This is a genomic window from Pseudomonas sp. UTLPPB19802, assembly GCF_059730225.1.
This window is the reverse complement of the sequence record NZ_AP048545.1, coordinates 4,763,172-4,776,570: the sequence shown is the minus strand read 5'-3', so window position 1 is coordinate 4,776,570 and position 13,399 is coordinate 4,763,172. Positions and strand designations below refer to the sequence as shown.

General features: G+C 63.9%; 12 protein-coding genes, 1 tRNA gene and 1 pseudogene. 13 read left to right on the top strand and 1 reads right to left on the bottom strand.

The features are described from left to right. Nucleotides 1-22: 22 nt before the first annotated feature. A pseudogene (locus AC6I6U_RS20620) lies at nt 23-1,064 on the bottom strand (DMT family transporter). Between AC6I6U_RS20620 and AC6I6U_RS20615 the strand changes: the two are divergent. The 13 genes from AC6I6U_RS20615 (at nt 1,059) to AC6I6U_RS20555 (ending at nt 13,344) form a co-directional block, all read left to right on the top strand. Beyond that, on the top strand, nt 1,059-1,622 hold the full coding sequence (locus tag AC6I6U_RS20615; RefSeq protein ID WP_497877874.1) for a helix-turn-helix domain-containing protein: 564 nt from the start codon (nt 1,059-1,061) through the stop codon (nt 1,620-1,622). The pseudogene AC6I6U_RS20620 and the gene AC6I6U_RS20615 overlap by 6 nt on opposite strands. A gap of 233 nt (nt 1,623-1,855) precedes the next feature. Next, on the top strand, nt 1,856-3,058 hold the full coding sequence (locus AC6I6U_RS20610) for an SfnB family sulfur acquisition oxidoreductase (RefSeq protein ID WP_497877873.1): 1,203 nt from the start codon (nt 1,856-1,858) through the stop codon (nt 3,056-3,058). A gap of 9 nt (nt 3,059-3,067) precedes the next feature. Beyond that, nucleotides 3,068-3,523, top strand: coding sequence for a hypothetical protein (locus tag AC6I6U_RS20605; RefSeq protein ID WP_497877872.1), 456 nt, complete (start codon nt 3,068-3,070; stop codon nt 3,521-3,523). After that, the gene (locus tag AC6I6U_RS20600) at nt 3,513-4,943 is read left to right on the top strand and encodes an LLM class flavin-dependent oxidoreductase (RefSeq protein WP_497877871.1); all 1,431 of its coding nucleotides are present in this window, start codon (nt 3,513-3,515) and stop codon (nt 4,941-4,943) included. Before AC6I6U_RS20605 ends, AC6I6U_RS20600 begins: the two co-directional genes overlap by 11 nt. A gap of 84 nt (nt 4,944-5,027) precedes the next feature. Further along, a complete protein-coding gene (locus AC6I6U_RS20595) occupies nt 5,028-6,017 on the top strand; it encodes an AMP-binding protein (RefSeq protein WP_497877870.1) in 990 nt (329 codons plus the stop codon). Next, complete coding sequence (locus tag AC6I6U_RS20590; protein ID WP_497877869.1) at nt 6,014-6,790, top strand: ABC transporter ATP-binding protein; 777 nt, start codon at nt 6,014-6,016, stop codon at nt 6,788-6,790. Before AC6I6U_RS20595 ends, AC6I6U_RS20590 begins: the two co-directional genes overlap by 4 nt. Further along, nucleotides 6,790-7,671 (top strand): branched-chain amino acid ABC transporter permease, encoded by an 882-nt coding sequence (locus tag AC6I6U_RS20585; protein WP_497877868.1) that lies wholly within the window; start codon nt 6,790-6,792, stop codon nt 7,669-7,671. Before AC6I6U_RS20590 ends, AC6I6U_RS20585 begins: the two co-directional genes overlap by 1 nt. Before the next feature lie 3 nt (nt 7,672-7,674). Beyond that, the gene (locus AC6I6U_RS20580; protein WP_497877867.1) at nt 7,675-8,724 is read left to right on the top strand and encodes a branched-chain amino acid ABC transporter permease; all 1,050 of its coding nucleotides are present in this window, start codon (nt 7,675-7,677) and stop codon (nt 8,722-8,724) included. A 36-nt stretch (nt 8,725-8,760) separates the two neighbouring features. Then, a complete protein-coding gene (locus AC6I6U_RS20575; RefSeq protein WP_497877866.1) occupies nt 8,761-10,101 on the top strand; it encodes an ABC transporter substrate-binding protein in 1,341 nt (446 codons plus the stop codon). A gap of 3 nt (nt 10,102-10,104) precedes the next feature. Then, a complete protein-coding gene (locus tag AC6I6U_RS20570) occupies nt 10,105-10,872 on the top strand; it encodes an ABC transporter ATP-binding protein (protein ID WP_497877865.1) in 768 nt (255 codons plus the stop codon). A gap of 14 nt (nt 10,873-10,886) precedes the next feature. Continuing rightward, nucleotides 10,887-12,353: an FAD/NAD(P)-binding protein gene (locus tag AC6I6U_RS20565; RefSeq protein WP_497877864.1), complete on the top strand. Its 1,467-nt coding sequence runs from the start codon at nt 10,887-10,889 to the stop codon at nt 12,351-12,353. A 159-nt stretch (nt 12,354-12,512) separates the two neighbouring features. Continuing rightward, a tRNA-Cys gene (locus AC6I6U_RS20560) sits at nt 12,513-12,586 on the top strand. A gap of 305 nt (nt 12,587-12,891) precedes the next feature. Next, nucleotides 12,892-13,344 carry a hypothetical protein gene (locus AC6I6U_RS20555; protein ID WP_497877863.1) on the top strand — a complete coding sequence of 151 codons (453 nt, stop codon included), beginning with the start codon at nt 12,892-12,894 and terminating at the stop codon, nt 13,342-13,344. Nucleotides 13,345-13,399: the final 55 nt, after the last annotated feature.

The window sequence follows — 13,399 nt, the reverse complement described above, 5'->3', positions numbered from 1 at the left end:
GGCAAGGGCTGGCCTGGAAATATCAGGGATTGTTCGAGTCCAACCCCTCGGCCTCTACATCTTCCTCAACCACCTCGACACTCTTGCCCTTGGTCCTCAACTCACTGACGATCACCGCCGCCACGATCAACCCGGCGCCGACCAACGCCAGCCCTGGCAACCGTTCACCGGCCAGCCGCCCGGCGATCCCGGCCCAGACCGGCTCCCCGGCATAGATCAAGGTCGCCCGGGTCGGCGAAACGCTCTTCTGCGCCCAGTTCATCGCCACCTGGATCGCCGCGCTGGCCGCGCCCAAACCCACCGCGCTGAGCAGCAGCGTCCAGGAGAACACCGGCAACTGCTCCTGGGTCGGCGCGATCATCAGGAACGCCAGCACCGAAGCCGTGCCCAGTTGCACCACGGTGACGCGGCGCACGTCGACCTTGCCGGCATAGTTGCTGATCAGGATGATCTCGGCGGCAATCGCGATGGCGCTGATGATGGTGGCGATTTCCCCCGAACTGAAATTGAGCTGCGGATCGTTCGGCCCGGACAGCAACATCAACCCGGTAAAGGCCAGCATGATGCCGATGCTCGGCATCAGCCCCGGTCGCTTGCCCAGCACCAGCCACTGCAGCAGCGGCACGAAGGGTACGTACAACGCGGTGATGAACGCCGACTGGCTGCTGGGAATGGTCTGCAGGCCCACGGTTTGCAAGCCGTAGCCGAGCATGATCGCGGTACCGATGAACACCCCGGCCTTGACCTCGAAGACGGTCATGCCGCGCAGGCTGCGCATGGAGAACAGCGCGACGATACTGGCCGCGGCAGCAAAGCGCAGGCCGACGAAGAACATCGGCCCGCTGACGGTCATGGCGTGCTGGACCAGCAGGAAGGTGCCGCCCCAGATCATGGTGATCAGGATCAGCACGCACTCGGCTTTGCTGAACCTTAGGATCGAAGGGATTGGATTGCTGGATTTGACCGATGCCATGGCCTTGCGCGCTACCTTGAGTGGGACGCACAATGCGTCGAAAGATGGGCAGTATACTGCGCAAACCTATTCTGTGAGCAATATAGTGCACAAAGAAACTTCGCAGCGCGCTTCGGTCCTGCAACACGTAAGCCTCAATGTGCGACGCCTGCGACATGAAGCGCAGTTGAGCCAAGCGGCACTCTCGGAGAAATCCGGGGTCAGCCGGCGCATGCTGGTGGCCATCGAGGCGGGGGAGAAGAACGTCAGCCTGACCACCCTCGACCGCGTGGCCGAAGCCCTTGATGTGGCGTTCAGCGACCTGATCCAGGCTCCGGATGCCCGCGACCCAAGCCGCATCAACGAACTGGCCTGGGCCGGTTCGATTCCTGGCAGCAAGGCCGTGCTGCTGGCCAAGGCGGTGGCCAGTCGCGAGGTCGAACTGTGGGAATGGCGGCTGGAGCCGGGCGAGCATTATCACTCCGAGCCGGACAACGATGGCTGGAGCGAACAGCTTTATGTGTTCGAGGGGTGCCTCACCGTGTGGCTGGGCGAAGAACAGCGCTCGGTGGCGACGGGGGAGTTCTTCATGTTTCCGAGCAACCAGCCACATGGTTATCGCAATGATGGCGAGGTTGCGGTGCGCTTCGTGCGCAATGTGGTGCTGTAGGGTGGATTGTCTGGACGGGTGATGCTGGATTCATTGCCGCCATCGCCAGCAAGCCGGCTCCCACTGTTGCCAGGGCAACAGCAACTGGACACTTTGGCTGATTTCTAGCTTCACCAGTTTCTAGGTTTTTATCTTAACTATCTGAAATACATAGATATTAATTTCAGGCACGACTCCTGCTATGTCCTCTGCATGCGTTCTTTCGCACTCATTCAGGACTCTGGAGTCGGTCTATGACAACTGCCGCCAAACCCACCTATGTCGCCCATGTCATCCGCTCGGATGAAGAGGCGATCGCCGCCGCCAGGCAACTGGCCGCACGTTTCGCCGTCGAGGCCAGCGTGCGGGATCGCGAACGCCGCCTGCCGGCTGCCGAACTCGACGAATTCGCCGCCACCGGGCTCTGGGGCATCACCGTGCCCAAGGCCTACGGCGGTGCCGGTGTGTCCTATGTGACGGTGGCGGAGGTGATCAAGATTATCTCGGCGGCCGATCCGTCCCTCGGGCAGATCCCGCAGAATCACCTCGGCGTGCTCGATATCCTGGTGCAAACCGCCAGCGAGGAGCAGAAACGTCACTACTTCGCCAAGGTGTTGGAAGGCTACCGTTTCGGTAACGCCTTCTCCGAAGCCAAGAGCAGGAACGCCGGGACCTTCGATACCCGCATCCGCTTCGACGGCGACAGTGCGGTCATCAACGGCGAGAAGTTCTACTGCACCGGCGCCTTGTTCGCCCATATCGTACCGGTGGTCGGCCTCGACGAGGCGGGTAACGCGCAGATCGCCTTCGTCGAGCGCCATGCCGAGGGCCTGACCATCGTCGACAACTGGGACGGCTTCGGCCAGCGCACCACCGCCAGCGGCAATGCGTTGTTCGTTGATGTCCGCGTGCCGCGCAGCAGCGTGATTCCCGCTCACCTGGCGTTTGACCAGCCCACCGCCAACGGCCCGATCTCGCAGATCATCCAGGCTGCGGTCGACACCGGCATCGCCCTGGGCGCCCTTGAAGAAACCAAGCGCCATGCCCGTCAGGCCCGGCCGTGGATCGACAGCCAGCAGGACCATGGCTGGCAGGACCCTTTCAGCCTCGCCGCCATCGGCGACCTGGAATGGCGAGTGCACGGCACCGAGGCAATCCTGGAAAAAGCCGGCCGCGCCATCGACCACGCCCTGGCGCAGCCCAGTGAAGACAGCGTCGCCGAAGCCTCGGTGGTGGTGGCCCAGGCCAAGGTGCTCTCCGCCGAGACCTCATTGTTCGCTGCCAGCAAGCTGTTCGAACTGGCCGGCACCCGCTCGGTGCTCGGCAAGCACAACCTCGACCGCCACTGGCGCAACGCGCGCACTCACACCCTGCATGACCCGGCGCGCTGGAAATACCACCTGATCGGCAACTACCTGCTCAACGGCGTCAAGCCGGCCCGGCATGCCTGGAACTAGGAGATCGCGATGAACGCATTGAATCAATCCATTCCCCGTGATGCCGCACTGACCCACGCCAGCGCCGACCTGCAAGCCGCCCGCAGCGGCCTGGAGCGTACCCTCGCCGTGGTGCGCGGCCAGGCCGACCAGGCACGCGATCCCCAGGTGATCAGCCAGTTTGGCGACCTACAGATCCGTATCGAGGTCGCGGCAGCCCTGATCGAGCGCGCCCAGCGCTTCGCCAACAGCGCCCACGACGAGGCGGAAAAACTCATCGCCGCCACCGAAGCGGCGATCGCCAGTGCCGATGCGCTGCAGCAGGTCGGCAATACCGAATGGGCACTGACCGGCCAACGTGCCCAGCTGACGCCCAGCCACGACCCGCTGCAAGACCCCCTGCATCTGAAATACAAGCTGGTTGGCAACTTCCGCCTCAATGGCGTGCTGCCCGACCGTTCCAGGAGTGCTGTCGATGTCCCGTGAAATCCGTCTCAACGCCTTCGACATGAACTGCGTCGGCCACCAGTCTCCCGGCTTGTGGGCTCATCCGCGGGATCGCTCCTGGCAGTACAAGGATCTGGAGTACTGGACCGACTTGGCGAAGATCCTCGAGCGCGGCAAGTTCGACGGCCTGTTTATCGCCGACGTGCTCGGCATTTATGACGTCTACAACGGCAACGGCGACGCGGCGATCCGCCAGGCGGCGCAGGTGCCGGTCAATGATCCGCTGCAACTGATCCCGCCAATGGCGCTGGTCACCGAGCACCTGGGGTTCGGCCTGACTGCCTCGTTGTCCTTCGAACACCCGTATCCGTTCGCCCGGCGGCTGTCGACCCTCGACCACCTGACCAAGGGCCGCGCGGGCTGGAACATCGTCACCTCGTACCTGGAGAGCGGGGCGAAGAACATCGGCCAGCACGCCCAGACCGAGCACGATGCGCGCTATGACTACGCCGAGGAATACCTGGAGGTCTGCTACAAGCTCTGGGAGGGCAGTTGGGAGGATGGCGCGGTGCTGCGTGATCGCGAGCGCAAGCTGTTCAGCGACCCGCGCAAGATCCACGAGATCCAGCACTTCGGCAAACATTTCCAGGTGCCCGGCATCCACCTCTGCGAACCGTCGCCACAGCGCACGCCGGTGCTGTACCAGGCCGGGGCGTCGAGCCGCGGCAAGCAGTTCGCCGCCGAGCATGCCGAGTGCGTGTTCGTCGCCGCGCCGTCCAAGGTGCTGCTCAAGAAGGTAGTGGCTGATATCCGTCGGCGTGCCGCCGAAGCGGGGCGGGATCCGAAGAGCATCCTGATCTTCAATCTGCAGACAGTGATCGTCGACGAGACCGACGCCAAGGCCAAGGCCAAGTTCGAGGAGTACAAATCCTACGTCAGCTACGAAGGCGCACTGGCGCTGATTTCCGGCTGGACCGGGATTGACTTCAGCCAGTTCAAGCCGGACGAGCCGCTACGGCATGTGCACACCAATGCGATCCAGTCGGCGGTGGAGACCTTCTCCACGGCGGACCCGAATCGGATCTGGACGCCCAATGAGCTGGCTGACTGGGTCGGCATCGGTGGTTTCGGGCCGTTGTTCGTCGGTGGGCCGGAGACGGTGGCCGACCTGCTGCAGGAGTGGGTCGAGGAGACCGACGTCGATGGCTTCAACCTGGCGTATGCGTTGACCCACGAGACCTTTGTCGATGCGGTCGAGTGGTTGGTGCCGGAGTTGCAGAAGCGTGGCGTGTACAAGAAGGAGTACGCGCCAGGGACTTTGCGCGAGAAGCTGTTCGGGGCGGGGCCGAAGCTGGCAGATGTTCATCCGGGGGCGGGGTATCGGGACCTGTTGTGGCGAGCGGGCTCGCCCGCGCTCGACGGCGCAGCAGTCGCCAACCTATCGACGTATTCCACCTGACGCACCGCAATCGCCGATTTCAGGGGCGCTTCGCACCCCGACGGGGGCAAGCCCCCTCGCCACATCACTGAACGAGGTCAGCCCATGAGCGTGCACGAACTCAAGCGTCCGCCAGCGACGCCGCAGCCCGAAACGGTCTCGATCTTCACCGCCGCCCTCGAGCAACTGCGGCACTGGGCCCAGGTCAGCCCGTTGCAAAGTGCCTTGTGCCACAAGCGCCATGGCCAATGGCACAGCTGGCGCTGGATCGACACCTTGCGTGAAGTCGAGCGCCTGGCCGACGGCCTGCGCCAGCAGGGTTTTACCGTCGACTCGCGGCTGGCCCTCAGCGGCAGCCTGGAGCCGAACCTGCTGCTGTTGTCGCTGGCGGCCCATTCCATCGGTGGCCAGGTCTTCAGCCTGGCTCCGGACCTGAGTGTCGAAGCCTTGGGGCAGGCCTTCTGGCGCCTGCACCCAAGCCACGGCTTCGTCGACAGCCGTCAGCAGCTGCTTGATTGGCTCGCCGCTGGCGACGCCGACAGCGCCCCCGGCGTACTGATCGCCAACCAACTGCCAGGCCGCCTACCGGGGCTGCCGCGACAAAGGGTTGTGGATTTCGCCAGCCTCTGCGGCGAAAGCCAGCAACCCCGTCCGATTGTGCTTTGGCGCGCCCCGACAGCCCAGCCGCAACTCTGGAGCGAGGAGCACACCGGCTGGCAGGGCGGCCTCGGCGTGGTCCTCGAACAATGGCTGAACAGCGGTCACAGCCTGGCCTTCGCCGAAAGCCGCGACAGTGCCAGCCGCGACCGTCGTGAAGTGGCGCCATCCGGCCTGCTGCTATCCCCGCAACGCCTGCAAACCCTGGCCGACGAAATCGAACAGCGCCTGGCACCCCAGGGCACCTGGCGTCGCCGCCTGTGCGAATGGTCGCTGGCCCATCCCGAACGTTTCATCGCACGTCTGCTCAAGCAGCGGGTACGGCGCCTGCTGGGGTTCCAGCGCCTGCAATACATCTGGCAACCGAGCCACCCCGCGAAGCTGCCGGCAACCTTCAACCAATGGCGGCTCCAGGCCCCGGGACGGAAAAGCGCATGAGTGTGGCCGAGCCGATTTTGCAGGTGCGGGACATATCCCTGTCGTTCAAGGGCGTGAAAGCAATCAACGAGCTGTCATTCGACGTCAGGCGTGGTGAGATCTGCGCACTGATCGGGCCCAACGGCGCCGGCAAGAGCTCGTTGCTCAATCTGTTGAATGGCGTCTACCGCTTTGACAGCGGCGAGATCGTCTTCGAGCAACGGCGCTTTCGCCGTATCGATCCGCTGGATGCCGCGCGCCGGGGCATCGGTCGCACGTTCCAGAACAACGCGCTGTTCAAGAAAATGAGCGTGATCGACAACCTGCTCACCGGGCTGTCGCGTTATCAGCGCAGCCACTTTCTCGAACAGGCCCTGGGCCTGCCACGGGCGCGGCGCGAGGCCGAGGCGTTTCGGCGCAAGGCCCAGCAGATCCTGCAACTGCTGGAGCTGCAGGCCCTGCGCGACGTGCCGGTGGGCAACCTGTCCTATGGTCTGCAAAAACGCGTCGAGCTGGGCAGGGCGCTGATCGCCGGGCCGACCCTGTTGCTGCTGGACGAGCCCATGGCCGGGATGAACGCCGAGGAGAAACAGGAAATGGCCCGGTTTATCGCAGGGGTCAACCGCGACCTCGGCACCACCGTGGTGCTGATCGAGCACGACATGGGGGTGGTGATGGGGCTGTCCGACCATGTGGTGGTGCTCGACTACGGGCGCAAGGTCGGCGACGGCACACCAGCGCAAGTGCAGGCCAACCCCGAGGTGATCTCGGCCTACCTGGGAGCGCTGCACTGATGGCCTTCTTCCTGGAAACCCTGCTCGGCGGCCTGCTCGCCGGCACCCTGTATTCGCTGGTCGCCATCGGCTTCGTGCTGATCTACAAGGCCAGCGGCGTGTTCAACTTCGCCCAGGGCTCGATGCTGCTGTTCGCCGCGCTGACCTTCGTCAGCCTGCACGAACACGGCGTGCCGTTTGCCGTGGCCCTTTTGCTGACGGTGGTGGTGATGGTCATCGGCGCGCTGCTGATCGAACGGCTGGTGCTGCGGCCACTGGTCAACCGCTCGCAGATCACCCTGTTCATGGCCACCCTCGGGCTGTCTTTCATCGTCGAGGGCCTGGCCCAGGGACTGATGGGCTCCCAGGTGCGCGCGCTGGACCTGGGCATCGACGACGTGCCGCTGTTTGTCCACGGGGTGATGCTCAGCCAGTTTGACCTGGTCGCCGCGGCCACGGCGGTGGTGCTGGTGGTGGTCCTCGCGCTGCTGTTCAACAAGACCCGTATCGGCGTGTCGCTGCGTGCGGTGGCTGATGACACCAAGGCGGCGCTGTCGATCGGCATCAACCTCAACCGCATCTGGCAGATCGTCTGGGCGGTGGCCGGTGTCGTCGGCCTGGTGGCGGGGCTGCTCTGGGGCGCGCGCCAGGGCGTGCAGTTCTCGCTGTCGCTGGTGGTGCTCAAGGCGTTGCCGGTGTTGATCATCGGCGGCTTCACCTCGATCGGCGGGGCCATCGTCGGCGGGCTGATCGTCGGCGCCGCCGAGAACCTCGCCGAGGTCTACATCGGCCCACTGATTGGTGGCGGCATCACCCCTTGGTTCGCCTATGTCCTGGCGCTGGTCTTCCTTTACATCCGCCCGGCCGGCCTGTTCGGCGAGCGGGCCATCGAGCGAGTCTGAAGCATGTCTGTTCCCGTCATCACTGAAACGGCACCCTGGGTGCTGGTTGAACGGCGTCTGCCGTGGACCCTCATAGGCCTGTTGGTGCTGGCCTTCGGCGTGGTACCGCTGGTGGGCAACGACTACTGGCTCAGCGCGATCCTGATTCCATTCCTGGTGTTGTCCCTGGCCGGCCTGGGGCTCAACCTGCTGACCGGCTACACCGGGCAGACCTCGGTGGGCGCGGCGGGTTTCATGGCGGTGGGGGCCTTTGCCACCTACGGCTTTCTGCTGCGCCTGCCGGAGCTGGGCCTGCCCCTGGCGTTGCTCGGCGGCGGAGTGATCAGCGCGCTGGTGGGGCTGCTGTTCGGCCTGCCCAGTTCGCGGATCAAGGGCTTCTACCTGATGGTCACCACCCTGGCGGCGCAGTTCTTCCTGGAGTGGCTGTTCGTCAAGTTTCCCTGGTTCTACAACTACGGCTCATCAGGAACCATCTCCGCGCCGAGCCTGAGTCTGTTCGGCCATGACCTGAACACGCCGCTGGGGCGCTACCTGCTGACCCTGGTCACGGTGCTGCTGCTGACCTGGACCGCACGCAACCTGGTGAACAGCCAGACCGGGCGCAACTGGATGGCGATCCGCGACATGGACACTGCTGCTGCCGTGATCGGCATTCCGGTAGCGCGCTACAAGCGTCTGGCGTTCGCCGTCAGCTCGTTCTACCTCGGCATCGCCGGGGCGCTGTGGGCCTTCGCCTACCTGGGCACGGCCAGTGCCGGCAGCTTCGATATCAACCGCTCATTCCAGATCCTGTTCATCATCATTATCGGTGGCATGGGCAGTATCGCCGGCAACTTTATCGGCGCGGCGTTCATCAGCCTGCTGCCGATCCTGCTCAGCCACCTCGGCCAGGCCCTGCTGGGCGGCGCGGTGGATGCCGGGCAATTGCAGAACCTGCAGAAAATCATCTTCGGCGTGCTGATCATCCTGTTCCTGGTCAAGGAGCCGGAAGGGTTGATCCGCCTGCTGGGCAATACCCGCGAACGGCTGCGCCACTGGCCGCTGCGCTTCTGACTTCCCGACCTGCCATCCCTGGAGACCGATTCGACCATGCGTGCACTCTTCAAACGTTCCCTGACCGCCACGGCCATGGCCCTGACACTCCTCGGCGCGGCGGCGCCACTGGCCCAGGCTTCGCCGGACCAGCAGTTCTTTCCGTTGGCCACCTATCGGGTCGGCGCCTACGCCTCCAGCGGCGTGCAGGTGTGGGCCGGGATGATCGACTACCTCAACTACATCAATGAGGTCGAGGGCGGCATCAACGGCGTCAAGCTGGTATGGCAGGAGTGCGAAACCGAATGGACGGCGGAGAAGGGCATCGAGTGCTACGAGCGCTTCAAGAACGGCCTGGACGGCGCACCGGTGGCGGTCTACCAGCCCAACGGCGCGCCGGCGGCCTATGCCCTGAGCGAGCGAGCTGAGGTCGACAAGATTCCGCTGATCACCCTCGGCTACGGCCGCACCGAAGCCACCGACGGCAAGGTGTTCCCCTACAACTTCCCGGTGATGCTGACCTTCTACAGCGAAGCCTCGACCCTGGTGAACTACATCGCCCAGCGCGAAGGCGGCTTCGACAAGCTCAAGGGCAAGAAGATCGCCACCGTCTACCACGACTCGGCCTACGGTCGTGAAACCCTCGGCCCGCTGAAGCTGCTGGCGGAAAAATACGGCTTCGAGAACATCCAGATTCCGGTCGCCGATCCGGGCAACGAACAGTCGGCACAATGGCGTCAGGTGCGTCAGCTCAACCCGGACTGGGTGTTCCTGCGCACCTGGGGCGTCTCGACCCCGGTGGCGGTGAAGACCGCCGCGCGCTTCGGCTTCCCGGTCGACCATATCGTCGGCGACATCTGGGCCAGTTCCAGCGAAGACGTGCTGCCGGCCGGCGCTGCGGCCAAGGGCTACCTGGCGCTGACGCCGTATCCTGCCGGCAACGACTTCGAAATCCACAAGCGCCTCAAGCAATACATTCTCGACAAGGGCAAGAGCGACCTCAAGGACCTGAACAACTTCGGCAGCGTCTACTACAACTCCGGGTTGGTGAACGCCGCCATTGCCGTTGAAGCGATCCGCACCGGCCAGGGCAAGTTCGGCAAGCGCCCGTTGCACGGTGAGGAAGGCCGCTGGGGCCTGGAGCACCTGGACATCGACGATGCGCGGCTCAAGGCCATGGGCTTTTATGGCCTGATGCAGAACCTCAAGCTGTCCTGCAGCGACCACGAAGGCGGCGGTTCGGCGCGGGTGCAGCAATGGGATGGCGCGCACTGGAGCCTGGTGAGTGATTGGATCGCCGCCGACCGCGCCCTGCTGCGCCCCCTGATCGACGAGAAATCGGCGGCCTTTGCCAAGGAAAAGAACCTGACCCCGCGCACCTGCGCGGCAGGCGAGTGAGCCATGAGCCAGCCGGCGATTGAAACGGGCGCGGCGCCGCTGCTGCAGGTCGATGACATCGAGGTGATCTACGACCGCAGCATCCTGGCGGTGTCCGGGGTGTCCCTGAATGTGCCGCGTGGCGGCATCGTCGCCTTGCTTGGTGCCAATGGTGCCGGCAAGAGCACCACCCTCAAGGCCATCTCCGGGCTGGTGCGTGCCGAGCGTGCGCAAGTCACTCGCGGCAGCATTCACTTCCAGCGCCAGGACAGCCTGGCGGTGGAGCCCAACCAACGCGTGCGTGACGGCCTTGTGCACGTGCTGGAGGGGCGCCACGTGTTCGGCCAATTGACGGTGGAGGACAACCTGCGCAGTGGCGGGTTTGTCCGTGGCCTCGGCCGGCGCGAGCTGCAGGACGACCTGGAGCGCGTGTATGCCTGGTTCCCGCGCCTGAAAACCAAGCGCAAGACCCAGGCCGGGCTGACCTCCGGCGGCGAGCAGCAGATGGTCGCCATTGGCCGGGCGCTGATGACCCGGCCGACTTTAGTCTTGCTCGACGAGCCATCCATGGGCCTGGCGCCTATTATCGTGGAAGAGATCTACGAGATCGTCGCCCAGCTCAACCGTGAGCAGAACGTCAGCTTCCTGATTGCCGAACAAAACATTAACGTAGCGCTGAAGTACGCCACCTGCGGCCATGTCCTCGACACCGGCCGGGTAGTGCTCAGCGGCACGTCGGACGAATTGCTGGCCCGGGGCGACCTGCAGGATTTCTACCTGGGCAAGCACTGACAAGAGAGCGAAGAATGAGTGAAATCCTGAGCGGACAGGCGACACACGCCATCGCGCCGGTAGCGGGGCAGGCCGACGTGTTGATCGTTGGCGGGGGCTTGAGCGGCACCATGCTGGCGGTGCAGTTGCTGCGCCTGCCGGGCCGGCGCCGGCTGCTGATCGTCGAACCGCGCGCCGAACTTGGCCGTGGCGAAGCCTACAGCGCCACGGAACTGGGGCATACCTTGAACGGCAATGCGGCGCGCATGAGCGTCGACCCGGACAAGCCCGACGACCTGACCCAGTGGCTCGAAGCCTACATCGCCCAGGGCGGTTGGCCCGAGTCGGATCAGCAGCACGTGCCGGTCAGCGAACTGTTCATGCCCCGTGGCATCTTCGGCCTCTACGTGCAGCAGCGTCTGGCCGAAGCGCGGGAGCAGGGCGCGGCCCGGGGCTCGACGGCCGAGCATGTGCATGGCGAAGTGGTCGATTTGCAGACCGGCAGCGACGGCGTACGCCTGACCCTGGCTGACGGTGAGCAACTGCAGGCTGCCCACGCAGTGCTGGCGACCGGCATGTTCCCGGCTGCACGCACCCGCCAGAAACAATCCAGCGGCCTCAACGCCGCCGCCGTCGACCCCTGGGACGTCGCCGCCATATCGCGCCTCGATCCGCTGGGCACGGTCCTGATCATCGGCTCCGGCCTGACCATGGTCGATGCGGTGGTGTCCCTGGAGCAGGCCGGCCATCGTGGGCCGATCCGCATCTTCTCGCGTCACGGCTTGCTGCCCCATGTCCGCCGCCAACCGCCAACCTGGGGCGACTTCCTGGCGGCGGATCACAGCATTCGCAGCCCGTTGCAACTGCTGCGCGAAGTGCGTCGGCAATGCGCCGAGGCCATTGCCGCCGGCATCGACTGGCAGGCCCCGCTGGACACGGTACGGGCCCATATCGGCCGGCTGTGGAGCCAGGCCACCGATGTGCAGCGTCGCCAGTTCGTCCGCCATTTGCGGCCGTGGTGGGAGAGCCACCACCACCGCGCGCCACCGCTGAGCGCCGAGCTGGTGGAGCGCCTGCACAGGGAAGGGCGATTGACCATCGAAGCGGCTTCGCTCAAGGGGCTGGGTGAGGTGCGGGATGGGCAGGTGAGTATCACCGTTCGGCCACGGGGTGACGCGCAGACCGTGACCGTCAGTGGCGTTGGGCTGATCAACTCTACGGGTATCGAATACGACTGGCGCCGGGTTGACCGGCCATTGCCGCAGCAATTGCTGGCGCGTGGCTTGATTCGGCCGGGGCCATTGGCCTTGGGGATTGCGGCTGACCCAGGTGGCGCGGTGGTGGATGCGCAAGGCGATACCTCGACCCGGCTGTTCGCCATGGGCCCGCCATTGCGCGGCATGTGGTGGGAGAGCACGGCGGTGACCGACGTGGCGATCCAGGCCAAGGCCCTGGCGGCGCGGCTGGTGCGATTGGCGGCTCGGGAGCAGGGCGAGGGGTGATCGAGAAAAAATAAAAAATATTTAGAATTCAGGGGGTTGCCAGTGTCATCCAACTACGACATAATGCGCGCCATCAGCACGGACGGCAACGTAGCGATCGCTGAAGAATCAAGGAGTTGCGGCAAGTACAGCTTGCAAGGGCGCTCGATTCGACACTGAGGCCGAGTAGCAAAATGGTTATGCAGTGGATTGCAAATCCATCTACGCCGGTTCGATTCCGACCTCGGCCTCCACTATTCGAAAGCCCCGTAAATCAACAGTTTACGGGGCTTTTTCTTTGTGCCTGGAAAAGGCGCTTCCAGGACAACTCCCTTTTCAATGCCTGAAGTTTTCTAGAAAATCCTTTCGCCTTTCGCTTGCCGAAACCGGATGTAACTGGAAGCACCGCGTGTCCAAACGATTGACGCTAGGCGGCGGCGTCCGTCGACTTAATAGACGACAACAGCCTCAGAAGGCCCATCAGATACTTGGGCAGACGAACCGCAGGCCAAGATCCATGGTCAAATGACCAGCACCGACAGCCATCAGGAAAAATCTCATGCACCATCGTGAGCAAAGCGAGGCACATGAAGAGCGATTTCAGCAGGCGATTGCAGATCAGCTCGGCATTACTGCCGAAGAGCTGGACGAGTGGGTTGTATCGGAGGATGGGGAGTTTACTGACGACGACGTGTTAGTCGTCCATTCTGTCGAGTTTCACAAGAATACCCCGTCGCGCATTCTGGATCGGGTTGGCCTCCCGCAGAAAGGGACGAAAGTGAAACACCTGAAACCGATCCGCGCTGATAGCTTTGATGATATCGCTCCTGGTCCGCGAGGCGCAGGGGGTATAGCCTCCCTGAGGGATTCCAGCGTATCGAATCATAAGCCGCCCGTGGTTTCCAAAACGATGAAGTGGCTATTTATCAGCTTCGCAGTCGCCGTGGTTGCGGCCGTGGCAACGGTTGCATGGATCCTGCATTCTTTAGGACCGATGCCTTCTTTTGGCTAGTTACAGGTGGCGGCAGTAATCGTGGTTATGCCATTGGAACCCCAGTAACGAAAAA